We start from the raw sequence: 23426 nt of genomic DNA, 5'->3' as shown, positions 1-23426 counted from the left end.
CTATCCACTGAAGGTCTTGGCGGGCAAAAAACAAGCCGAGGATTATACCTGAGCTATGACCTCACGCGCCAGTTGAGGTCGGGTTTGATGCGGAAACATTGCGACTTAAAAGGTCGCGCAGTTGATTTTTCTCTTCGGCACTCAGTTCGCTTTGACGCGCTTTCCTGAGCAACTGTTCCAGATTTCGCTCGCGTTGGCGGGCTGACAAGCTAGTAATGGTGTCGAAAAACTGTTGTTCAAGGTTATCTCCGTCAATCAACCATTCCTTTTCAGCCAGTGCCTTGAGCAGACGCCCCTGTTCAGTGCCGTGCCATCGCGCGATCAACTGAAATGAGTTTAGCTTGGGATTCTTCTGTACGGCTTCGAGCAAGGCCACAAGCAACTGGGCATTGGTCTGGTTTTCGTCCGCAATGTGCCCGGCGTCTTCAACGCGCTCGGCCAGTTGCGGGTGATGAAGCAAGGTGCGCAGGGCGGTCAGGGTCGGCGATTCGACGCCAATCGGCGTGCGCTGACGCTGCGGTTGATCGCGATCGCCACGCTTGCCGTTCTTGTCCCAGGGCTTTTTGTCCCATTTCTTGCCGCCAGCGCCGGGTTTCTTCGGCGTCCACTCCTGCTGCGGCACGTACATGTCCTGTGCCTGCGGCTGATGGTAGTCGCTGTAATCCGGCATTGCGTCGTAGTCGATGCCCGGATCGTAGGCGGGCGGCGCTTCCTGCGGCGCACTTTGCGCCAGCTGGCTGACAGTTTCGCTGCTCAGGCCGGTGATTTCGGTCAGGCGCTGCCGCATCAGGATGCGCAAGTTCGCGCCCGGCACTTTGTCGATCAGCGGTGCGGCGAGGGTGGCCATGTGCGCCTTGCCCTCGAGCGAGCGCGGATCGGCTTCTTCGGTCAATTGCTGGAAGAAATAATCCGCCAGTGGCTGCGCATGCTGATTGATTCGCGCCTTGAAGGCGTCGGTGCCTTCGGCGCGGACCAGAGTGTCCGGGTCTTCGCCCTCCGGCAGAAACAGAAAGCGCGCGCGGCGTCCGTCCTGCAGGCATGGAAGGGTCGCTTCCAGTGCGCGCCAGGCGGCATTGCGGCCGGCCTGGTCACCGTCGAAGCAAAACAATACGTTCGGCACCACGCGAAACAGGCGTTTCAAGTGTTCTTCGCTGGTCGCGGTACCCAGCGTGGCCACGGCATTGCGCAGGCCTTGCTGGGCGAGGGCGATGACATCCATATAACCTTCGACGACGATGATTTCGTCGAGGTTGCGGTTGTTTTTGCGCGCTTCATAAAGGCCGTAGAGCTCCTGGCCTTTATGGAATACCGGGGTTTCCGGTGAGTTCAGGTACTTCGGCTTGTCGTCGCCAAGCACCCGGCCACCGAAAGCGATGATTCGGCCACGGGTGTCGCGGATCGGAAACATCACGCGATCGCGGAAGCGGTCATAGCGTTTGCCGGTTTCGGCGTTCTCGATCAGCAGGCCGGCGTCGATCATGGCCTTCTGTTGCAAGGTGTCGCTGCTCAGGTGCTTGAACAGGTTGTCCCAGCCCGGCGGTGCAAAACCGAGGCCGAAATCCCGGGCGATTTCGCCAGTCAGGCCGCGGCCCTTGAGATAGTCGACTGCGGCTTTGCGTGCCGGGTGGCTCTTGAGCGCCTGCCGGTAAAAATCGGCGGCGGCGGTGAGCAGCGGGTACAGCGGCGAATCCGTCGGTTGACGCGGTTTGTGTGGGCGACCGCTTTCTTCGCGGGGGATTTCCATGCCGGCGGCTTTGGCCAGATCCTCGACGGCCTGGGGGAAGTCCAGGTTGTCGTGATCCATGAGAAAGCCGAGGGCATTGCCGCCGGCGCCGCAGCCGAAGCAGTAATAGAACTGCTTGTCGGGGCTGACGCTGAACGACGGGGTTTTCTCTTTGTGAAACGGGCAACAGGCGGTGTAATTCTTGCCGGCCTTCTTCAATTGCACGCGCGAGCTCACCACATCGACGATGTCGGTGCGGTTCAGCAGGTCGTCAATGAAGCTCTGGGGAATCAGCCCGGCCATGGCGTTCTCGTCTGCGCTGTAATGAGTCCGATGCGAAGGGCGGCCGGACGCAGGTCTTGAGTGAAACGCACACAATGGGCGGTTCGACCGGGTTCGGTTGCGTAATCGCTGTCGGGAAGTGTATCTGCCGAAAATCCACTGACGTTAGTAACAATCAGCCTTCGACTATTTGAAAGTGTTGCGCTGAATCCGCTGACGGCCGGTCAAGGGCCTCGGATAGCTCAATAAAGCGGGCACGCATGCAGGTGCCTTGGGCTGATCGTCGTGAGAGGAATCAGTGGGTGTGCTCGTCAGTAGCCTTGAAAGGCTCGTCAGAAAAGACGTGCACCGCTGGCAAAAGAGCCAGGCCTGACGCGGTGAAGCGGGTTTGTCTAGGTCGCGTGTGCGGCTTCGACGGTGAAGCATCAAGCGTTTTTACGCAAATGCCATTAGCCCGGCTGAGGGCCGGGCTTGGCAGAAGCTTGCTACGATCGTCTGCGTATTAGTACAGACGAACGGCGCGGCGCTGTTCGCGCTGAACTTTCTTGGCGTGACGCTTAACAGCGGCTGCTGCTTTGCGCTTACGCTCAGAAGTTGGCTTCTCGTAAAATTCGCGGCTACGAACTTCAGCCAGTACACCGGCTTTTTCGCAGGAGCGCTTGAAACGACGCAGAGCTACGTCGAAGGGTTCGTTCTCTTTAACTTTGACGGCTGGCATCCAGAGCTACCTTCATTCATTACCGGGGTCAACATCCTCGCGGCAAAAGAGCACTTGAAGACGTCGGTTTTTAAGGGTTGCGGATGTTAACCCCTCATCGCTCGGAATGCAAAGCCTCTGATCGAAAACCGCTAGTCGGGGCATCGCGTGGCGACTATTATGCGCGCCTTCGAATTCAGCCTAAACAAGGCGCAAACCCATGCTAGTACTGGGATTAGAAACCTCCTGCGACGAAACCGGCGTCGCATTATATGACAGTGAACGCGGTCTGCTGGCCGATGCGCTGTTCAGTCAGATCGACCTGCACCGCGTCTACGGCGGTGTCGTGCCGGAGCTGGCCTCGCGTGACCACGTCAAGCGCATGCTGCCCTTGATTCGTCAGGTGTTGGCCGAGGCTGACTGCGTGCCTACCGAGATCGACGCCATCGCCTACACCGCGGGGCCTGGCCTGGTCGGCGCGCTGCTGGTGGGTGCTTCCTGCGCGCAGGCACTGGCGTTTGCCTGGGGCATTCCGGCACTCGGTGTGCACCATATGGAAGGCCACTTGCTGGCGCCGATGCTGGAGCCAAAACCGCCGGAATTTCCGTTCGTCGCTTTGTTGGTCTCCGGCGGTCATACGCAGCTGGTTCAGGTCGATGGCATCGGCCAATACAGCCTGCTCGGCGAAACGCTCGACGATGCCGCCGGCGAAGCGTTCGACAAGACCGCAAAAATGATGGGCCTCAATTATCCGGGCGGACCGGAAATCGCCAAGCTGGCCGAGAAGGGCGTCGCAGGACGTTTTACCTTTCCGCGTCCGATGTGTGATCGCCCGGGCCTGGATTTCAGCTTCAGCGGCCTGAAAACCTTTGCTCTCAACACCTGGCAGCAATGCGTCAGCGCCGGGGACGACGGCGAGCAAGCCCGTTGCGACATCGCGCTGGCGTTCCAGCAGGCCGTGGTGGAGACTTTGACCATCAAGTGCAAGCGTGCCCTGAAACAGGCCGGGATGAAGCGTCTGGTGATCGCTGGCGGCGTCAGTGCCAACAAGGCGTTGCGTGTTTCGCTGGAAAAGATGCTCGGCGATATGAAGGGCGATGTGTTTTATGCCCGTCCCGAGTTCTGCACCGACAATGGCGCGATGATCGCGTTTGCCGGTTGCCAGCGTTTGCAGGCCGGTCAGCAGGAAAGTCTGGCGATCAGCGTGCAGGCGCGCTGGCCGATGGAGCAGTTGTCGGCGCTGTGATGAGCGGCGTTCACGGGCGGTATTTAAAAATGCCGTTCGCGCCCGGCAAACAGGTCGCGTAGATTGCCGCGGTGGCGCCAGACGATCAGTAGCGTCAACGCGCTCATCGGCAATAGCGCTTCCGGTTCCTGCCAGGCCAGCAAGGGCAGGGTCAGCGGCGTGGCGATCAGCGCCGCCAGCGAGCTGGTGCGGGTCAGGTAGAACGTCAGCAGCCAGGCACACACCGCCAGCAGCGCGGCGGGCGGATACAGGCCCAGCAGCATGCCGGCAGCCGTGGCGACGCCTTTGCCGCCGCGAAAGCGGAAGTACAGCGGGAACAGGTGACCGATCACGGCGCACACGCCGATCCAGGCCTGATCCTGCAGCGAAAGGCTCATGGCCGCTGCAATCAGCACCGGCACCAGGCCTTTGCACAGATCACCCAGCAGGGTCAGGATCGCCAGTTTGCGACCGGCCAGGCGCAGCATGTTGGTGGCGCCGGCATTGCCCGAGCCACTCATTCGCGGATCCGGGTTTCCGGTGAGGCGGCTGAGCAAAATGGCGAAGGACAGAGAGCCGAGCAGGTAGGCGAGAGTCGCCAGTAACCAAAACATGCTAACTATTCCGGGCGAGGACGCCCTGATTCTAACGGCGCATTGCGCCCTTGTCGTGCAGCGGAGAGAAGTGCTTGGACAGAGTGTTTATCGAGGGCCTGGAAGTCGACACCGTGATCGGTGCCTACGACTGGGAGCGCGGCATCCGCCAGTGTCTGCGTCTTGACCTGAGCTTCGCCTGGGACAATCGTCCGGCGGCGGCCGGTGACGACCTGACCCTGGCGCTCGATTACGCCAGCGTCTCCACGCGCATCCAGGCCTTTGCCGAACAGGCACAGTTTCAACTGGTCGAGACGTTCGCCGAGCGTCTGGTGGAAGTGCTGATGAGTGAATTCAAGATCACTTGGGTGCGTCTGAAATTGACCAAGCCCGGCGCCGTGCCGGCGGCCAAGGGTGGCGTGGGCGTGGAGATCGAGCGCGGATGTCGCTGACTCAGATTTATCTCGGGCTCGGTAGCAATATCGAGCGTGAAACCCATTTGCGTGCAGGTCTCGACGCATTGGCGACGTTCTTGGTCGATATCCGCTGTTCGGCGGTATTCGAAAGCCAGCCGGTGGGAATCAAGAGTGGGCCGTTCTTCAACTTCGTGGTGTCGGCCTATACCGATCTGTCGCTGATGGAGCTGGATCGCCGCTTGAAGTTCATCGAGGCTGACAACGGCCGTTACGCGCCGGATCGCAAGGGTTTGCCATTGGATATCGACGTGCTGTTGTACGGCGATCTGGTGGGGAATTTCGATGGATTGACGCTGCCGCGCGCCGAAATCCTGAAAAACGCCTTTGTGCTGTGGCCGCTGTCGCTGATTGCGCCGGATCGCGTGCATCCGGGCGTGGGAAAAAGCTTCGCGACAGTGTGGGCCGAGGCGCAGATTGATCAGGTACTGGCGCCAGTGGCGTTCGAGTGGCGGGGCGAGCAGCTCACGCCTGCTGATTTGATGTGAGCTGACCGACGCCTTCGCGAGCTAGCCCGCTCCCACAGAGAAGTGCATTGCAATGTGGGGACGGACTTGCTCGCGAAACCTTTCAAGCTGACGCCGCTTCTTTGTAAGCCTTCAACGCCTTGAGCCGCTCGCGCTTGAGCGCCTCGCCCAGCTCCGGGCCTTTGAACCCTTTCTCCAGCAACGGCTGTACTGCCACGCCAAGCGCTACCTTGGCCGCGCCGCGTAAATAATCCGCTTGTGGATAACTACGCTGCTCCAGCCCTTTGCGTCCGCGCGCATCCATTTCGCAGGCGACGATGAATTCTTCGAAACGCTGCGGCCGGCGATACACATCGAAACTGTGCAGCAGCTCCAGCAGCGTCGATGCTTTCAGTTCCAGGGCGCGATGGCCGTGGGTGTGATACTGGCCCACCAGCAACGCCAGTTCCTGGCAATCCTTCGGCGCCTTGAAGCGCTCGTTGACTGCTTTGATCAGCCGCAGGCCTTTATGCTCATGGGCAATGTGCCGAGGCCACTCGTCTTCCGGTGTCAGGCCTTTACCGAGATCGTGCAGCAGGCAAGCCCAGCGCACGGTCAGCGGTTGCTTGTGCAGGGCTGATTGCTCCAGCACGCTCAGGGTGTGAACACCGCTGTCTATTTCCGGATGATGAGCCTCGGGTTGCGGTACGCCGAACAGCGCGTCAACTTCCGGCATCAACACTTTCAGTGCGCCGCAGTTGCGCAGCACCTGGATGAATACCTGCGGCTGATCTTCCATCAAAGCCCGAGAGATTTCTTTCCAGCTGCGTTCAGCCGTCAACGCTTGCAGTTCGCCGGAGTCGCTGAGCTGGCGCATCAACGCGAGTGTCTCGGGGGCGATCGTGAAACCCAGTCCGGCATAGCGGGCGGCGAAGCGCGCCACACGCAGTACCCGCAGAGGATCTTCGGCAAACGCCGGGGAAACGTGGCGCAAAATCCGGTTCTCGAGATCACGTTGCCCCTGATACGGATCAGTCAGATGCTGCTGATCGTCTTCGGCCATCGCATTGATGGTCAAGTCGCGGCGGATCAAGTCTTCTTCAAGCGTGACGTCGGGGCTGGCGTGAAAAGTGAAACCGCCATAGCCGCGACCGCTTTTGCGTTCGGTGCGGGCGAGGGCGTACTCCTCGCCGCTTTTGGGATGGAGAAACACCGGAAAATCCGCACCGACCGGGCGATAACCCTGGGCGAGCATTTCTTCCGTGGTTGCACCGACCACCACCCAGTCGACATCGGTAACCGGGATACCCAGCAAGCGATCGCGAACCGCGCCGCCAACCTTGAAAATCTGCATAAAAAACCTCCGTTAGCCTGACAGGATAACCCTTGTGTCAGGCTTTCGGAGGCCGCAAGCGGATCAAAGATGAATGACGGCGAGGTCAAGTCGGCCGTAATCCCCTTCGCTGTGTTCACTGCGTGGCGGAACGTGATGGGTTTTCATGATCTGGTCGCCTTGCAGGGTTTCCAGATGAATGTCGAAGCCCCACAGGCGATGCAGGTGTTTGAGCACCTCGTCGGTGGAGTCGCCCAGCGGTTTGCGGTCGTGCTGCTGATGGCGCAGGGTCAGCGAGCGGTCGCCACGGCGGTCGATGCTGTAGATCTGCACGTTCGGTTCGCGATTGCCGAGGTTGTACTGCGCAGCGAGGGTTTCGCGAATGATTCGGTAGCCACCTTCGTCGTGGATCGCCGGTACCAGCAGATCATCCTTCTGATCATCATCGAGAATGCTGAATAGTTTCAGGTCGCGGATCACCTTCGGTGACAGGTATTGCAGGATGAAACTCTCGTCCTTGAAGCTGCTCATGGCGAACTTGATGGATGACAGCCAGTCAGTGCCCGCCAGGTCCGGGAACCAGCGCCGGTCCTCTTCAGTCGGCTCTTCGCACATGCGCCGAATGTCGCGGTACATGGCAAAGCCCAGGGCATACGGGTTGATCCCGCTGTAGTAGGGACTGTCGAAACCTGGCTGGAACACCACGCTGGTGTGCGAGGTGAGAAATTCCATCATGAACCCATCCGTGACCAGGCCCTCGTCATACAGGTCGTTCATCAGCGTGTAGTGCCAGAACGTCGCCCAGCCTTCGTTCATCACCTGGGTCTGGCGCTGTGGATAGAAATACTGGGCGATCTTGCGCACGATCCGCACGATCTCGCGCTGCCAGGGCTCCAGCAGCGGCGCGTGCTTCTCGATGAAATACAGAATGTTTTCCTGCGGTTCGGCCGGGAAGCGTGCGTTGTCCTTGTCGCTGTATTTGTCTGCGCCTTTGGGAATGGTGCGCCACAGATCGTTGATCTGCTTCTGCATGTGCTCTTCGCGGTCCTTCTGCCGCCGGCGTTCCTCTTCGGCGGAAATCGGATACGGACGCTTGTAGCGGTCGACACCGTAGTTCATCAGCGCATGGCAGGAGTCGAGCAGGTCTTCCACTGCGTCGATGCCGTGGCGTTCCTCGCACTGCATGATGTACTGCTTGGCGAACACCAGGTAATCAATGATCGAGCTGGCGTCGGTCCAGGTGCGGAACAGGTAGTTGCCCTTGAAGAAGCTGTTGTGACCGTAGCACGCGTGCGCTACCACCAGTGCCTGCATGCAGATGGTGTTTTCTTCCATCAGGTAGGCGATGCACGGGTCCGAGTTGATCACGATCTCGTAGGCCAGGCCCATCTGCCCGCGGCTGTAGGATTTTTCGGTGCTGAGGAAATGCTTGCCGTAGGACCAGTGGTGATAACCCAGTGGCATGCCCACCGAGGCATACGCATCCATCATTTGCTCGGCGGTGATCACTTCGATCTGGTTGGGATAGGTATCCAGCGCATAACCGGCCGCGATACGGGCGATTTCGCGGTCATAGGTCTGGATCAGCTCGAACGTCCATTCGGAGCCGGTGGAAATGGGTTGGCGCTTCTGCTCTTTGGCGGTCATGTCACTAACCTGCGCTGGAAGAGTTCACGGAAGACCGGATAGATATCCCCGGCCGAGACCAGTTGCTGCTGGGCAAACGTGTCGGAAAAGGCTTCGGCGATGCGTTCGTACTCGTACCACAAGGCCTGATGTTCGCGCGGGGTGATCTCCACATAAGTGTAGTACTGCACAAACGGCATGATCTGGTTGATCAGGATGTCGCGGCAGATCGGCGAGTCGTCGTTCCAGTTGTCGCCGTCGGAGGCTTGGGCGGCGTAGATATTCCACTCGTTGCTCGGATAACGCTCGGCCATGATCTCCTGCATCAGCTTCAGGGCGCTGGAAACGATGGTGCCGCCGGTTTCCCGTGAGTAGAAAAACTCCTCCTCATCGACTTCTCGGGCGCTGGTGTGATGGCGGATGAACACCACGTCGATCTTGTCGTAGTTCCGCTTGAGAAACAGGTACAGAAGGATGAAGAAGCGTTTGGCGATGTCCTTGGTGGCCTGGGTCATGGAGCCGGAGACGTCCATCAGGCAGAACATCACCGCTTTCGAACTGGGGTTGGGCTGCTTGATCAGCAAGTTGTATTTCAGGTCGAACGTGTCGAGGAACGGAACGCGATGGATACGCGCGCTGAGTTTCTCGATTTCTGCCTCAAGCTCCTGAATATCGCCGAAGTTGTCTGGTTCTTCGCGTCTCAGACGCTCAAGTTCTTCTTTGACTTCCCGCAGTTTTGCCCGGCTGCTGCCGGACAGCGCGATGCGCCGCGCGTGAGCCGAACGCAGTGTGCGGATGATATTGATGCGAGAAGGGTTGCCTTCGTTGCTGATCCCGGCGCGCACGGTCTTGAAGGTGTCGGTACCGCTCAGGTTGCGTTTGACCAGATTCGGCAGTTCGAGGTCTTCGAACATGAATTCGAGAAATTCTTCCTGAGTGATCTGGAAGACGAACTCGTCCATGCCCTCGCCGGAATTGCCGGCCTTGCCCGGCCCGCGTCCGCCGCCGCCTCCCGGTGGACGGGCGATGTGTTCGCCGGCGGTGAACTCCTTGTTGCCGGGATGCACCACGGTCTGCTTGCCGCCGCGGCCATGATGAAGCACCGGTTCGTCGATGTCGCGACCGGGAATACTGATTTGCTCGCCGTGCTCCATATCGGTAATGGAGCGGCGGCTGACCGCCTCTTCGACAGCCTTCTTGATGTGATCACGGTAACGCCGCAGGAAACGTTGGCGGTTCACCGTGCTCTTGTTCTTGCCATTGAGACGTCGGTCGATCACATAGCTCATAGACCCCTCCGGGGAGCTTCAAGTCATAAGCCCCAAGCTGCAAGTGAAAGCTCTCCCGTTCCCGAAACCGGTCTCTGCTGTTCTCTTGCAGCTTGTCGCTAGAAGCTTGCAGCTGCTTTATTGCGATTTGCGGACCCGTAGGTACCATTCGGAAAGAAGCCGTACCTGTTTGTCGGTGTAGCCGCGTTCGACCATTCGTGTAACGAAGTCGTTGTGTTTCTGTTGATCCTCTTTGCTGGCCTTGGCGTTGAAGCTGATGACTGGCAGCAGGTCCTCGGTGTTCGAGAACATTTTCTTCTCGATGACCACCCGCAGTTTTTCGTAGCTGAGCCAGGTCGGGTTCTTGCCGTTGTTGTTGGCCCGGGCGCGCAGGACGAAGTTGACGATCTCGTTGCGGAAATCCTTCGGATTGCTGATGCCCGCCGGTTTCTCGATTTTCTCCAGTTCTTCGTTCAGTGCCACGCGGTTGAGGATCTCGCCGGTTTCCGGATCGCGGTATTCCTGATCCTGAATCCAGAAGTCCGCATACAGCACGTAGCGGTCGAAGATGTTCTGCCCGTATTCGCTGTAAGACTCGAGGTACGCGGTCTGGATCTCCTTGCCGATGAATTCGATGTAGCGCGGCGCCAAGTATTCCTTGAGGTAGCGCAGATAGCGCTCGCGGGTTTCGGCCTGGAACTGCTCCTGTTCGATCTGCTGTTCCAGCACGTAGAGCAGGTGCACCGGGTTGGCGGCGATTTCATGCGGGTCGAAGTTGAACACCTTGGACAGGATCTTGAACGCAAACCGGGTCGACAGACCGTTCATGCCCTCGTCGACGCCTGCCGAGTCGCGGTATTCCTGAATCGACTTGGCCTTCGGATCGGTGTCCTTGAGGTTTTCGCCGTCGTAGACGCGCATCTTCGAATAGATGTTGGAGTTTTCCGGCTCCTTGAGGCGTGACAGCACAGTGAACTGCGCCAGCATCTTCAGGGTGTCGGGTGCGCAGTGGGCCTTGGCCAGGGAGCTGTTGAACAACAACTTGTCGTAGATCTTCACCTCGTCGCTGACGCGCAGGCAGTACGGCACTTTGACGATGTAGATCCGGTCGATGAAGGCTTCGTTGTTTTTGTTGTTGCGGAAGGTGTGCCACTCCGATTCGTTGGAGTGCGCGAGCAGGATCCCGGTGAAGGGGATCGCGCCCAGACCTTCGGTACTGTTGTAGTTACCTTCCTGGGTGGCGGTCAGCAATGGGTGCAGCACCTTGATCGGTGCCTTGAACATTTCGACGAATTCCATCAGGCCCTGGTTGGCCCGGCACAGCGCACCGGAATAGCTGTAGGCGTCGGCGTCGTTCTGTGGGTATTCCTCGAGTTTGCGGATATCGACCTTGCCCACCAGTGCCGAGATGTCCTGGTTGTTCTCGTCGCCCGGTTCGGTCTTGGCCACGGCGATCTGGTTGAGGATCGACGGGTACAGCTTCACCACGCGGAACTGACTGATGTCGCCACCGAATTCGGCCAGGCGCTTGGTCGCCCATGGCGACATGATGGTGTTCAGGTAGCGCCGTGGAATGCCGAAGTCTTCCTCGAGGATCGCGCCATCTTCGGTAGCGTTGAACAGACCCAGGGGTGATTCGAATACCGGCGAGCCCTTGATCGCGTAGAAGGGCACTTTTTCCATCAGTTGTTTCAGCTTCTCGGCCAGGGACGATTTACCGCCGCCGACAGGGCCGAGCAGATAGAGGATCTGTTTCTTCTCTTCCAGGCCTTGGGCGGCGTGGCGGAAATACGAAACAATCTGGTCGATGCATTCTTCCATCCCGTGGAAGTCTTCAAAGGCCGGATAGCGCCGGATCACCTTGTTGGAGAAGATGCGCGACAGCCTCGAATTGGTCGAGGTGTCGAGCAGTTCCGGTTCGCCGATAGCCATTAACAGACGCTCGGCGGCGGAAACGTAGGCGCTGCGATCCTTTTTGCACAGTTCCAGGTACTCCTGCAGCGAGAGTTCTTCCTGGCGTGTGGACTCGAAGCGTTGTTGGAAGTGGCTAAAGATACTCATGACGTCACCTCGCTCGATACGTGGAGCCGACGCCGGATCAGTCAGTCGATGCTGGCAAGCAGCCGCGGTGGCCGCTTGTTTACCCCCCAGAACACTTTCGCGGTCGACAACCTTGAAAGTCACTCCCGATGACCCGTGCGCCGGTGTACCGGCTCTCCCCTGTTTTGGATGGCCTGGGCTTAAGGATAGTTGGGAATTCGCGAGGTAAAGGCGAGATACGTAATTATGTGTGGCAGACCGTTCGTCTGCCCCGCGCAGGCCCACGGCAGCCGGGGCCTGCACGTGACAAAAAAATTATTCGGCGGTGCCTTGCGCGGTTTCCGACGGATAAGTCGTACGCCACAGCTCGAAGCCGCCGTCCATGCTGTAGACGTCGGAGAAGCCTTGGCTGACCAGATAGGCCGCAGCGCCCTGACTGGAATTGCCGTGGTAGCAGACGACAACCGTCGGTGCGTCGAGATCGGCACCTTGGATGAAGGCGTGCAGCGAGTGGTTGTCCAAGTGCTTTGAACCGCTGATATGCAGGGCGGCATAAGTCGCAGGGTCGCGGACATCGACCACCACGGCGCCTTGCTCGCGCAGAGCCTGGGCCTGTTCCGGGGGGATTCGTTTGAATTCGCTCATGGCGGGTTCCTGTTGCTCGGCTGAAAGCGCAGTCTAACGCGGCGCGCTGACTGGCGATGGTTCGGGGATAAGTGGTGCGACGGTTGGCGCAAGGCCGCCGTGTGCATCGCATTTGCACGACACGCGCTCGCCGTTGTCGACGTTCATCAGGGTCAGGCTGCCACCCCAGACACAACCGGTATCCAGCGCCGAGATACCCGGTTCATGGACATCGCCTTCCAGCGCCGCCCAGTGGCCAAAGATGATGCGCAGGCCACGGGTTTTGCGCTCTTTATGCTGAAACCAGGGTTTGTAGCCTGGCGGGGCGGTGTCGAGGCCTTCCTTGCTCTTGAGATCAAGCTTGCCGTCGGCGGTGCAAAAGCGCATGCGGGTGAAATAGTTGGTGATGACGCGCAGGCGGGTCACGCCGGTGAGATCGCTGTCCCATTTCGCCGGTTCGTTGCCGTACATGCCATCGAGGTACAACGGAAGCAGGTTGTCGTCACGCAGTGCGGCTTCGGCTTCGGCGGCATACTTCAAGGCCTTGCGCAGGGACCATTGCGGGGGAATGCCGGCGTGGACCATGGCGACGTCGCGCTGCTCGTCGTAGTGCATGAGTTTCTGCTGGCGCAGCCACTCGAGCAGGTCGGTCGCGTCCGGCGCTTCGAGAATCTCGCGCAGGGTGTCGGACTTCTTCAGGCGCTCGATATTGTTAGCGGCGGCGAGCAGGTGCAGATCGTGATTGCCGAGGACGCAGACCAGCGATTCACGCATGCCATAGAGGAAGCGCAGGGTCTCCAGCGATTGCGGGCCACGGTTGACCAGATCGCCGACCAGCCACAGCCGATCGTGTGCCGGGTCGAACGCCACTTGTTTGAGCAGGCATTTGAGCGGTTCGAGGCAGCCTTGCAGGTCGCCGACGGCGTACGTCGTCATCAGTGCAGGGCTCCGGGCACGGCAAGGCGGAAGGGCTTGATGACTGCGTCGAAATGTTTGCCGTCATTGGCGACCATTTCATAGGTGCCCTGCATGGTGCCGACTTTGGTGGTCATGACCGTGCCGCTGCTGTAGGTGTGACTTTGGCCTGCATCGATCAACGGTTGCTGGCCAACGACACCGGCGCCGCGGACTTCCTCGACATGGCCGTCGCCATCGGTAATCACCCAGTGCCGGGACATCAGGCGCGCGGGCTGCTCGCCATTGTTCTGCACGGTGATGGTGTAGGCGAAGGCGAAGCGGTCGTGCTCGGGTTGCGATTGGTCTGCCAGATAGCGGGTAACGACGCTGACATCGACCTGGTAACGGGAATCGGACATGCAAAAGGCCTTAACGAAGCGGAACGCGGGGCGTAGCTGATGGGGATTCAGTCTAGGCAAGTATCGGGCAGTAAACCAGAGTGGCGTCCTGCCCGATAGCGTTCATCGCCAGTCAGTCGGCGACGGGAGAGGCCGGAACCTGTTCGGCGAGCTGGTCGGCCAGGCGCACGAATGCAGCCAGGTCCAGTTGCTCGGGGCGCAGACTGCCGTCAACACCGGCGGCCTCGATCTCGGCAGCGGTCATCAATTGCTTGAGGGTATTGCGCAGGGTCTTGCGACGCTGGTTGAACGCTTCGCGGACGACGCGCTCCAGCAGGCGATGATCCTTGGCCGGGTGTGGCAGTACCGTATGCGGCACCAGGCGGACAATGGCCGAGTCGACCTTCGGCGGCGGGTTGAATGCGCCCGGGCCAACGTTGAACAGGTGTTCCACGCGGCAGTGGTACTGAACCATGATCGACAGGCGACCCCAGTCACCGCCACCCGGGCCGGCCGCCAGACGCTCGACCACTTCTTTCTGCAGCATGAAGTGCATGTCGCGAATGATGCCGGCGTTGTTCAGCAGGTGAAAGATCAGCGGCGTGGAGATGTTGTACGGCAGGTTGCCGACCACTCGCAGGCTGTTCGGTGCGGCATTCAACGTATTGAAGTCGAACTTCAGCGCATCGCCCTGATGCAGGTTGAAGTTGCTCTTGCCGGCGAACTGCTGGTTGAGGATCGGAATCAGGTCCTTGTCCAGTTCCACCACATCGAGTTGCGCGCCGGAGCTGAGCAGGCCGGCCGTCAGTGCGCCCTGGCCCGGGCCGATTTCCAGCATGCGGTCGTCAGGTTTGGCGCTGATGGAGCGCAGGATGCGGTCGATGACGCCGGCATCGTGCAGGAAGTTCTGGCCAAAGCGTTTGCGCGCCTTGTGTTGGTATTGCTCGGTCATAAACGGGTCTCGGCCATCTGGTAGGCGGTTTCCAGGGCGACCTGCAGGCTGCCGGTGTCGATCTTGCCGCTGCCGGCCAGATCCAGGGCGGTGCCGTGGTCGACCGATGTACGGATGATCGGCAAGCCAAGGGTCACGTTGACGGCGGCGCCGAAGCCTTTGTACTTCAGCACGGGCAGGCCCTGGTCGTGGTACATCGCCAGCACTGCGTCGCAGTGCTCCAGATATTTGGGGGTAAACAGAGTGTCGGCAGGCAGCGGGCCACGAAGGTCCATGCCCTCGCCGCGCAGGCGCTCCAGAGTGGGTTCGATGATGTCGATTTCTTCATGGCCCAGGTGTCCGCCTTCGCCGGCGTGCGGGTTGAGCCCGCAGACCAGGATGCGTGGCCGGGCGATGCCGAATTTTTCTTGCAGGTCGCTGTGCAGGATCCGCGTGACTCGCTCCAGCCGCTGCGGCGTGATCGCATCGGCGATCTCGCGCAGGGGCAGGTGCGTGGTGACCAGTGCCACACGCAAACCGCGGGTGGCGAGCATCATCACGACCTGCGCGGTGTGGGTCAGGTCGGCGAGGAATTCCGTGTGCCCGGAGAACGCAATGCCCGACTCGTTGATCACACCCTTGTGCACCGGAGCGGTGATCATCCCGGCAAAGTCGCCGTTCAGGCAGCCGTTGCCGGCGCGGGTCAGGGTTTCGAGAACGAAAGCGGCGTTGGCCTTGTCCAGTTGCCCGGCAACCACGGGGGCGCTGAGCGGAGTATCCCAGACGTAAAGGCTGTTGGCGGGTGCAGGAACATCCGGCCACTGGTCAGGCGCAACGTCCAGCAAATTGACGACCAGCCCCAGTTGCGCGGCCCGCTCGGAGAGCAGGTCGCGGCTGGTAATGGCAATCAGGGGATGTGGCTGGGCTTGCGAGGCGAGCAGCAGGCACAGGTCGGGACCGATGCCGGCTGGTTCGCCGGGTGTCAGCGCAAAACGCTTGGGTTTCACTGCGCTGCCTGGTCTGCACCAGGGAGTTTGATCTCTACGTACGCTTCGTCACGGATCTGACGCAGCCAGGTTTGCAGCTCTTCGTCGTACTTCTTGTTACGCAGAACCGTCATCGCCTGTTGCTCGCGAGCCTGCTCGGTGCTGTCGGTGGCGCGACGGCCAAGGACTTCCAGCACGTGCCAGCCGTACTGGGTCTGGAACGGCTTGGACAGCTGACCTTGCGGGGTCTTGGCCATCACTTCGCGGAATTCCGGTACCAGTGCGTTCGGGTCGATCCAGTTCAGGTCGCCGCCGTTGAGCGCGGAGCCCGGGTCTTCGGAGTAGTTCTTCGCCAGTTCAGCGAAATCTTCACCGGCCAGGATACGCTCGTACAGCGATTGCACCAGGGCTTTGGTCTTGGCTTCGTCGCGGATCGGGCTTGGCTTGACCAGGATATGGCGCACATGCACTTCATCACGCATCTGCGCTTCGCCACCGCGTTTTGCCAGCAGCTTGAGGATGATGAAACCACCCGGAGTACGTGCAGGTTGAGTGATGTCGCCAACGGCCATGCTGCTCAACTCGCGGTCGAACGGCGGTGGCAGTTGCGCCGCTTTACGCCAGCCCATGTCGCCGCCTTCCAGCGCGTTGTCGCTGCCCGACTTGGCAACGGCCATCTGACCGAAGTCAGCGCCTTGCTTGAGTTGCTGGTAAACCTCCATCGCCTGACGTGCAGCGCTCTGAATGGCTTCAGAGTTGGCGCTTTCCGGGGTCGGAATCAGGATGTTGGCCAGGTGCAGTTCTTCGGACAGTTGCATCTTGCCGAGGTCGGAAGCGAGGAAGTTCTTCACTTCCTGCTCGGAGACCTGAATGCGCTCTGCCACACGGCGTTGACGCACGCGGCTGATGATCATCTCGCGCTTGATCTGGTCACGGGCGTCGTCGTAGTTCAGACCGTCGTGAGCCAAGGCTGCGCGGAATTGCTCCACAGTCATGTTGTTGCGCTGGGCAATGGTGCCGACAGCCTGATTCAGCTCTTCATCGGTAATGCGGATACCGGAACGCTCGCCGATCTGCAGTTGCAGGTTTTCGACGATCAGACGCTCCAGCACCTGCTGGTCCAGCACGCCCGGAGGCGGCAGACCGCCGCCACGCTTGGCGATGGTCTGTTGAACTTCATGGACGCGTTGATCCAGTTGGCTCTGCATGACCACGTCGTTATCGACGATGGCGACCACTTTATCAATGGATTGCACGGCGGCGTTGGCCGCCGTGCCCAGGAACAGCGCGCCCAGCATCAGCGGGCGCAGACAATCAGAAAGCTTGGTCTTCACGTTCACGATAACCTTGAATGCCTTTGTCGAGGAAGCTCTCTACCTTGGCGCCAGTCAGGCCGCCGAGTCCCTTCAGAACAATTTGGAGGAAGACGCCATGGTCGCCTTTTTCGTTTTGCGGAGCTTCCTGACTGAATTCGTCGTAGGAAACCCAGTAACGGTTGATCAGGCGCAGTTTCCAGCAGCAGTTGTCGTACTCGAAACCACCGAAGGCTTCCAGGGTACGGTTACGGTTGTAGTCGTACTGCCAGCGGCTGATGGCGTTCCACTGCGGAACGATCGGCCAGATGACCGAGAAGTCATGCTGCTTGATCTTGTAGTAGTCCTTCACGTAGCCAGGCGTGCCTGGTGTGCCGTAGTCACCGCCGCCCACCGACCATTTACCGGTGTTCTGGTCGTAACGAACCTGGTCATTGCGATAGCGATAGCCGGCGTTGATGACCTTGTTCGGGTTGTCTTCAGGCTGATAGTGGAACATCGCACTGCCGGAACGCGGGCTGCGGCTGTCCGGGTCCCAGTTGTAGTCGGCCGTGGTGCGCCAGTCGCGGTTCCAGCGGTATTCGTATTCCAGTGCGTATGGCGAAACATCGGACTGGGCATCTTTGCGATCCTTGAACGCGATGCCTGGCAGTTGTACTTCACGATCCTTGAAGTAGTAAGCCTGACCGACGCTGATGCGTTGACGCTCGAAACCGTTGTCTTCGATCCAGCGGCTGGTTACACCCAGCGACAGTTTGTTCTCGTCGCCGACGCGGTCGGCCCCGGAGAAGCGGTTGTCACGGAACAACGACGCATAGTTGAAGGTGTATTCGCTGGTGTCAAATACTGGAATGTCTTCCTGATCGACCTTGGGTACATAGAGGTAGAACAGGCGTGGTTCCAGAGTCTGGCGATAGTTTTTGCCGAAGTACGACGTGTTGCGGTCGAAATACAGGCCGCTGTCGATGCTGGCAATCGGTACGCCACGGTTCTGGCTGCTGTCGAATTCACCGTTGAGCTTTTTCTGCTCAGCAGTCATTAAATCGATCTGCGATTTACCGGTGTTGTCCAGGTCCAGCTGGTACTGGGTGTACTGGTACTTCAGCGACGGCTTCAGGAAGCCGTAAGTCCAGTTCATCGGCAGACTGACGCCCGGTTTCAGATTCAAACGGTCGCCATTGGCGCGTGCCAGACCAGTAATGTTGTTGTCCAGGCGCGGTTCGGTTGTGACGCCGTCTTCCTGTACAAAAGTGCCACTTCTCAGATCACGGTCGAAACGAACCAGCTCCGTCTCATAATCGAAGTTCAGGCCTTCAGGATGATACGGCAGCTGTCCATTGAAGGTGATCTGCGGCAGACGATCGTACGGCGTGATGTTCGAAACGGTTGCCAGCTGATACGCCTGAGCGTTCAAGCGAGCGGTATAGCTGTCACCACGGTAAGTCACCGAACCCTGTTGGTTCACGTAGTCAGCACTTTTCACACCAATCTGATCGGTCTGCAGATCCTGGAAGTAATACGGATCGCTGATCTTGGTGTAATCAACCTGGGTGAGCACACGGGAGTCGAGACCGCCCTTGTGCTGCCAGTTGTACATGTAGCGAGTCTCGCTGTAGTCGGACTGACGCTTGCGCTCATCGTCTTCGTCGTTCAGATAAGCCGCACCAAACTGACCCTCACTCGACTTGGTCAGGTAACGGAATTCGCCTTCCACCAACATGCCACGCTTGCTCATGTAACGCGGGTACAACGTGGCATCGTAGTTCGGCGCCAGGTTGAAGTAGTACGGGGTCACCAGCATGAAGCCGGTATCGCTGCCGGTGCCGATGGTCGGCGGCAGGAAGCCCGACTGGCGACGATCGTCAATCGGGAAGTAGATGTACGGCGTGTACAGAATCGGAATGTCTTTTACGCGCAGCGTCACGTTGGTCGCGGTACCGAAGCCGGTGGCCGGGTTCAGGGTGATGTTGTTGCCCTTGAGCTGCCACGCGTTGCTGTTCGGTTCGCACGTGGTGTACGTGCCGTCCTTCAAACGGATGATCGCGTTTTCGGCACGCTTGGCGTACAGCGCGTTACCGCGGATGCGCGATTTGTGCATCACGTATTCGGCGTTGTCGACCTTGGCTTCACCGGTGTCGAGCTGCACATCGGCATGGTCGCCGACGATCAGCGCGCCGTTGTCACGGATACGCACGTCGCCATTGAGTTCGGCGCGGCTTTCGGCCTGATACAGGCTGGCCTCGTCGGACTCGACCTGCATGCTGCCCTGACGCAGGACGACATCGCCGGCCAGCGTACCGACTTGATCATCGGTGTTATAGCGCGAGGCTTTCGCGCCGATAAAGGTCGGGGCGTCACTTTTATTCGTCTTGTCATTCATGCCAGGACGAATCGGTTCGATATAGGCACCAGAGCAGTAAGGTCCGGTCTCGGCCAATTGGGCGGCGGTGAGCTTCTCGCGCGGAACCCAGTCGAGGTGACTGAAGTCTTCGCTACGGGATTTCAGGCCACGGCCCTTGGCTTCGGTGACGAGGACCGGTTTGGCGCCAGTGTCGGCAACCGAACCGTTCTCGGCCGGGGCTTCGCCGGTGGCGCTGACGGCACTGCCGTCATGCACCGGACGCGGTGGCAATGCAGCCGCCGGCGTCTTGGGCGAACAGTCCCAGCCACCCGTAGCCGAGACGGAGCAGTCATACTGCTCGGCGGCAACAACGAATTGACTGGCCAGAGGTTGCATAGCCAGCAGACTGCCGGTTACCAACAACGGAAATTTTTTACGAAACGCGGGGGATTTCAATGCCATCTTATTAGTCCGGGCTTCCTGCGTGCCATCTGCCCGCGGTGTGGGCCGCACGCCTCTCGATGGTCTGAAAAAGATGCTGGATAATAAAGCATGACCCGCTTGACGGCTAGCGCCGTCGGAGACCCTTGCAATGCCTGACCAAGATGTACGCTTGCAACACCTGAAAGTTTGGCTCGATGAACAGCTGGAAAACCTGTTTGCAGATCAAGGCTGGGGCGCCGTGCCCCCGGCCACGTTGACTGCGGCCAGCAGTGACGCGAGTTTCCGCCGCTATTTCCGTTGGGAAGGTGCGGGTCGCAGCTTCGTCGTGATGGACGCGCCGCCGCCCCAGGAAAACTGCAAACCGTTCGTGGACATCGCCTTTTTGCTGGCGAAATCCGGCATAAACGTGCCGAAAATTTATGCCGAAGACCTCGAACGCGGATTTCTTTTGCTCAATGACCTGGGCAACAAGACCTATCTCGACGTGATCGACAGCGAAAATGCCGACGCGTTGTTCAACGATGCCCTGCAATCTCTGTTGGCTTTTCAGCAATTGCCGATGGTGGCACCGCTGCCGAGCTATGACGTCGCGCTGCTGCGCCGTGAGCTGGAACTGTTCCCGGAGTGGTACGTGAAGCGTGAACTGGGTATCGAGTTCGATGCGACTCAACAGCAGCAGTGGCAGCGCATCAGTGATCTGCTGATTGACAGCGCTCTGGCGCAACCGAAAGTGTTGGTGCACCGCGACTACATGCCGCGCAACCTGATGATCAGCGAACCGAATCCGGGGGTGCTGGATTTTCAGGATGCGGTCTATGGTCCGGTGACCTATGACGTGACCTGCCTGTTCAAGGACGCCTTCCTCAGCTGGCCTGAAGAGCGCGTACGCGGCTGGCTGGAAAGCTACTGGCAGCAAGCCGCTGCACTGAACATCCCGGTGCAGCCGGATTTTCAAGATTTCCTGCGCGCCAGCGACCTGATGGGCGTGCAGCGTCACCTGAAAGTCATCGGCATCTTCGCCCGCATCTGCCACCGCGATGGCAAGCCGCGCTATCTGGCCGACGTGCCGCGCTTCTTCTCTTATATAGAAGCGGTGATTGCCCGGCGTCCTGAACTGGCGGAGTTGCAAGCGCTGTTTACCCGCCTGCGAGGTGGAGCAACGGCATGAAGGCAATGATTCTGGCGGCAGGCAAAGGCGAGCGCATGCGCCCGCTGACCCTGACCACACCGAAACCGCTGGTGCGTGCCGGTGGCGTGCCGTTGATCGAGTATCACCTGCGTGCCTTGGCGGCCGCCGGTTTCAACGAAATCGTGATCAATCACGCCTGGCTCGGTCAGCAGATCGAGGATTACCTGGGGGACGGCACTCAATTTGGCCTGAGCATTCAGTACTCGCCGGAAGGCGAACCGCTGGAAACCGGTGGCGGGATTTTCCGTGCGTTGCCGTTGCTTGGCGACGATGCGTTCCTGGTGGTCAATGGCGACATCTGGACCGATTACGACTTCAGCGTCCTGCATCAGCCGATCACCGGTCTGGCGCATCTGGTCCTGGCGGACAATCCGGCGCATCACCCGGCCGGGGATTTCTCGCTGGTCGATGGGCGTGTGAATGATGGTCAGGCGGATGCCGCGACGCTGACCTATAGCGGTATCGCTGTCCTCCATCCGCAGCTGTTCGACGGCTGCGCCGACGGTGCCTTCAAACTGGCACCGCTGTTGCGTAAAGCCATGGCGGCAGGCGAGGTGACCGGCGAGCGGCTGAAAGGTCATTGGGTGGATGTCGGGACGCACGAGCGTCTGGCTGAGGCCGAAACCTTGATAGAAGCGAGTCGCTGATATGTTGTGGCCAGGGACTCTGATTGGAGCCGGAGCGGGTTTTGCGATCGCCAGCATTCCGGGGGCCATGCTTGGGGCGTTGCTGGGACAGGCGCTGGATCGGCGTCTGCATTTGCAGAGCTGGGGGCACTTGCGGGAAAAGCTCGGCGGCCGGCCGATGCTGCGCAACGACGAATTGTTGTTCGTGTTGCTCGGGCGTCTGGCCAAGAGCGACGGGCGCGTGACCGACGGCCATATCCAGCAGGCGCGCAACGAAATGCGCGCCCTGGAAATGAGCGAGCCGGCCACGCGTCGGGCCATTGCGGCGTTCAACCGTGGCAAGTCCGGCAGCGATAACCTGCGCGGTTATCTGCGGCGCCTGGGTGGCCAGCCCCATGCGGCCGAAGGTGTATTGCGCGCCTGTTGGCGGATGGTCTGGGCCGATGGCCGTGCCGGCGTCAGCGAGCGTGAACTGTTGGCGCAATGGGGCAAGTGGCTGGGCTGGACGACGCATCAGGTGCAGGCGCTGGCCAGTGATTACGAACCGGGCAAGCGGCCAATCGTCAGCGCGGCGGTAAGCTACCAGGAGGCGATGCGTTTACTGGGCGTGTCGGCGACCAGCGAACCGGCGCAGATCAAACGGGCGTACCGGCGTCTGCTCAGCCGTCATCATCCGGACAAAGTGGCGGGTAGCGGAGCGACGCCGGCGCAGGTGCACGAGGCGACCGAAAGGACGCGCGAGTTGCACAATGCCTATACGTTGATTCGTCAGCGGCGCGACTTTCGCTAGGCGTTAGCGGTTTGCTGTTTGTGAGGGCCTCTTCGCGAGCAGGCTCGCTCCCGGACTGGATCGTGTTTCTGCAGTTGGAATGCGATCGAGTGTGGGAGCGAGCCTGCTCGCGATTGGGGGCTATTGGGTTTTGCGGTCAATCCACGTTCTGCGGATTCAACCAGCCACGCACCCGCCGGAACAACTGCTCCTGCTCCGCCTTGTTATCCGGCAGCGCCTTGAGCGCCACCTGGCTGAAAGCCGAGGTCTTCAAACGCTTGCTCGCCTGCATGCGCTGCAGCGCCGCGTGACGATCCAGTGGCTTGTCCATGTAGAAAATGTCCGCCGTCGGCAGTTTCAAGGCAGGCGTCAGTTCCACCAGTTGTGGCTTGGCCTTGGTCGGTGCCTGCGCGTCGATCATGATGAATTTCTCCACCTGCGCCGTTTGTTTTTCGCTCAGGTAACGGGCGGCCCAATAGGCGCCGGTACCGTGACCGAGTACGACAATACTGCGGACACTTTGCTGTTCGGCGTAGGCAATCGCCGCGTCGATACGCGCGAAGATTCGTTCGGCGTCCGCCTTGGAGTGTTCTTCAGTCGTTTCGGCGACCACCTGATCGGCGACGTCCGCTTCGCCGCCGGCAGCCTGTTCGATGGGTTGCGCGGTGGTCGAGTCCTTGCTGCCGGACTCCGCGGCTTTCGGCGCCACCGGTGTTTCGACGACGCGCGGTGCAATGGCATCGCTTTGCAGGTCGGGCAGCGTGATACTCAGGCTGCTCCACTGCGCGTCCGGCAATTTCTGCCGCAACGGGCCGATTGCTTGCGGCCAGTCAGCTGTTTCGCCAGCGCCGGGGATGATAATCACCGCACCTTTGGGATCGGCGGTGTTGGCCGGTTTCCACAGGGCCAGAAAGGTGTCGCTGCCGGCCTGTAATTGTTGCTGTTCCTGCGCCGGCACTTGACGTTCCAGTGCGGCGGCCTCTTCCTGACTACGCTCAAGCAGTGGCTGGCGTTCGACCGGTTTTTCTTCGGCCGGTTTCTCGGCCGCTGGAGCAGAGTCGGCGGCGTTGACGGAAAACGCACAAGGCAGGATCAGCGACAGGCACAATGCTGGCATTGCCAGGCGGTAAACAGAGGGCATCGGTTATTCCAGGCCAGAAAGTATCCCGGCAGCCTAATGGGTTGGTCAGAATTTGTCAGTG

Annotated in this window: 21 protein-coding genes; 6 read left to right on the top strand and 15 right to left on the bottom strand. The window is 59.9% G+C overall.

Annotated features, from left to right (window positions below; all coding sequences use genetic code 11):
* Nucleotides 1–61: 61 nt before the first annotated feature.
* Nucleotides 62–2026 (bottom strand): DNA primase, encoded by a 1965-nt coding sequence (dnaG, locus tag PseuLF5_RS22880; protein WP_123469284.1) that lies wholly within the window; start codon nt 2024–2026, stop codon nt 62–64.
* A gap of 481 nt (nt 2027–2507) precedes the next feature.
* Entirely contained in the window at nt 2508–2723 is a 216-nt protein-coding gene (rpsU, locus tag PseuLF5_RS22875) for a 30S ribosomal protein S21 (RefSeq protein ID WP_002551877.1), read from the bottom strand.
* 199 nt (nt 2724–2922) lie between these two features.
* Here rpsU and tsaD point away from each other — a divergent pair, with 199 nt between their 5' ends.
* The gene (gene tsaD, locus PseuLF5_RS22870) at nt 2923–3948 is read left to right on the top strand and encodes a tRNA (adenosine(37)-N6)-threonylcarbamoyltransferase complex transferase subunit TsaD (RefSeq protein ID WP_123469282.1); all 1026 of its coding nucleotides are present in this window, start codon (nt 2923–2925) and stop codon (nt 3946–3948) included.
* 23 nt (nt 3949–3971) lie between these two features.
* Here the strand turns inward: tsaD and plsY are convergent, their stop codons facing one another.
* Nucleotides 3972–4541 carry a glycerol-3-phosphate 1-O-acyltransferase PlsY gene (gene plsY / locus PseuLF5_RS22865; RefSeq protein ID WP_336347445.1) on the bottom strand — a complete coding sequence of 190 codons (570 nt, stop codon included), beginning with the start codon at nt 4539–4541 and terminating at the stop codon, nt 3972–3974.
* Nucleotides 4542–4615: 74 nt separating this feature from the next.
* Between plsY and folB the strand changes: the two genes are divergently transcribed.
* Nucleotides 4616–4972: a dihydroneopterin aldolase gene (gene folB, locus PseuLF5_RS22860; RefSeq protein ID WP_064390789.1), complete on the top strand. Its 357-nt coding sequence runs from the start codon at nt 4616–4618 to the stop codon at nt 4970–4972.
* Nucleotides 4963–5481: a 2-amino-4-hydroxy-6-hydroxymethyldihydropteridine diphosphokinase gene (gene folK, locus PseuLF5_RS22855; RefSeq protein ID WP_123469278.1), complete on the top strand. Its 519-nt coding sequence runs from the start codon at nt 4963–4965 to the stop codon at nt 5479–5481. The genes folB and folK overlap by 10 nt, the downstream gene beginning before the upstream one ends.
* 82 nt (nt 5482–5563) lie before the next feature.
* On the opposite strand, the gene PseuLF5_RS22850 is transcribed toward folK, so the two are convergent.
* The 11 genes from PseuLF5_RS22850 to PseuLF5_RS22800 form a co-directional block, all read right to left on the bottom strand.
* Nucleotides 5564–6793, bottom strand: a complete 1230-nt coding sequence (locus PseuLF5_RS22850; protein WP_340134802.1) for a multifunctional CCA addition/repair protein — start codon at nt 6791–6793, stop codon at nt 5564–5566.
* Between the two features lie 63 nt (nt 6794–6856).
* A complete protein-coding gene (locus tag PseuLF5_RS22845; RefSeq protein WP_123469274.1) occupies nt 6857–8419 on the bottom strand; it encodes a SpoVR family protein in 1563 nt (520 codons plus the stop codon).
* The gene (locus PseuLF5_RS22840) at nt 8416–9687 is read right to left on the bottom strand and encodes a YeaH/YhbH family protein (RefSeq protein ID WP_007910114.1); all 1272 of its coding nucleotides are present in this window, start codon (nt 9685–9687) and stop codon (nt 8416–8418) included. The genes PseuLF5_RS22845 and PseuLF5_RS22840 overlap by 4 nt, the downstream gene beginning before the upstream one ends.
* 117 nt (nt 9688–9804) lie before the next feature.
* Nucleotides 9805–11727, bottom strand: coding sequence for a PrkA family serine protein kinase (locus PseuLF5_RS22835; protein ID WP_003228848.1), 1923 nt, complete (start codon nt 11725–11727; stop codon nt 9805–9807).
* A 294-nt stretch (nt 11728–12021) separates the two neighbouring features.
* On the bottom strand, nt 12022–12351 hold the full coding sequence (glpE, locus tag PseuLF5_RS22830) for a thiosulfate sulfurtransferase GlpE (protein ID WP_123469272.1): 330 nt from the start codon (nt 12349–12351) through the stop codon (nt 12022–12024).
* A gap of 33 nt (nt 12352–12384) precedes the next feature.
* A complete protein-coding gene (locus PseuLF5_RS22825) occupies nt 12385–13266 on the bottom strand; it encodes a symmetrical bis(5'-nucleosyl)-tetraphosphatase (protein ID WP_340134801.1) in 882 nt (293 codons plus the stop codon).
* Nucleotides 13266–13646 carry a Co2+/Mg2+ efflux protein ApaG gene (gene apaG, locus PseuLF5_RS22820; RefSeq protein WP_222834183.1) on the bottom strand — a complete coding sequence of 127 codons (381 nt, stop codon included), beginning with the start codon at nt 13644–13646 and terminating at the stop codon, nt 13266–13268. Before apaG ends, PseuLF5_RS22825 begins: the two co-directional genes overlap by 1 nt.
* Before the next feature lie 112 nt (nt 13647–13758).
* Nucleotides 13759–14577 carry a 16S rRNA (adenine(1518)-N(6)/adenine(1519)-N(6))-dimethyltransferase RsmA gene (gene rsmA, locus PseuLF5_RS22815; protein ID WP_123469266.1) on the bottom strand — a complete coding sequence of 273 codons (819 nt, stop codon included), beginning with the start codon at nt 14575–14577 and terminating at the stop codon, nt 13759–13761.
* Nucleotides 14574–15563: a 4-hydroxythreonine-4-phosphate dehydrogenase PdxA gene (gene pdxA / locus PseuLF5_RS22810; RefSeq protein ID WP_123469264.1), complete on the bottom strand. Its 990-nt coding sequence runs from the start codon at nt 15561–15563 to the stop codon at nt 14574–14576. Before pdxA ends, rsmA begins: the two co-directional genes overlap by 4 nt.
* Nucleotides 15560–16882: a peptidylprolyl isomerase SurA gene (surA, locus tag PseuLF5_RS22805; RefSeq protein WP_177490682.1), complete on the bottom strand. Its 1323-nt coding sequence runs from the start codon at nt 16880–16882 to the stop codon at nt 15560–15562. The genes pdxA and surA overlap by 4 nt, the downstream gene beginning before the upstream one ends.
* The gene (locus PseuLF5_RS22800; RefSeq protein WP_340134800.1) at nt 16857–19658 is read right to left on the bottom strand and encodes an LPS-assembly protein LptD; all 2802 of its coding nucleotides are present in this window, start codon (nt 19656–19658) and stop codon (nt 16857–16859) included. Before PseuLF5_RS22800 ends, surA begins: the two co-directional genes overlap by 26 nt.
* Before the next feature lie 130 nt (nt 19659–19788).
* Here PseuLF5_RS22800 and PseuLF5_RS22795 point away from each other — a divergent pair, with 130 nt between their 5' ends.
* The 3 genes from PseuLF5_RS22795 to PseuLF5_RS22785 are packed head-to-tail and all read left to right on the top strand — an operon-like array spanning nt 19789 to nt 22245.
* Nucleotides 19789–20808, top strand: a complete 1020-nt coding sequence (locus PseuLF5_RS22795) for an aminoglycoside phosphotransferase family protein (protein WP_340134799.1) — start codon at nt 19789–19791, stop codon at nt 20806–20808.
* On the top strand, nt 20805–21476 hold the full coding sequence (gene murU, locus PseuLF5_RS22790; protein ID WP_123469258.1) for an N-acetylmuramate alpha-1-phosphate uridylyltransferase MurU: 672 nt from the start codon (nt 20805–20807) through the stop codon (nt 21474–21476). Before PseuLF5_RS22795 ends, murU begins: the two co-directional genes overlap by 4 nt.
* A 1-nt stretch (nt 21477) precedes the next feature.
* The gene (locus tag PseuLF5_RS22785) at nt 21478–22245 is read left to right on the top strand and encodes a TerB family tellurite resistance protein (RefSeq protein WP_123469256.1); all 768 of its coding nucleotides are present in this window, start codon (nt 21478–21480) and stop codon (nt 22243–22245) included.
* Nucleotides 22246–22381: 136 nt separating this feature from the next.
* Here PseuLF5_RS22785 and PseuLF5_RS22780 read toward each other — a convergent pair whose 3' ends face one another.
* Nucleotides 22382–23365, bottom strand: coding sequence for an alpha/beta hydrolase family protein (locus tag PseuLF5_RS22780; protein ID WP_340134798.1), 984 nt, complete (start codon nt 23363–23365; stop codon nt 22382–22384).
* Between the last annotated feature and the right edge of the window lie 61 nt (nt 23366–23426).

The organism is Pseudomonas sp. LF-5 (assembly GCF_037626295.1).
Lineage (GTDB): Bacteria > Pseudomonadota > Gammaproteobacteria > Pseudomonadales > Pseudomonadaceae > Aquipseudomonas > Aquipseudomonas monsensis.
The sequence above is the reverse complement of the archived record's forward strand: the minus strand, read 5'-3'. Positions and strand labels throughout refer to the sequence as shown.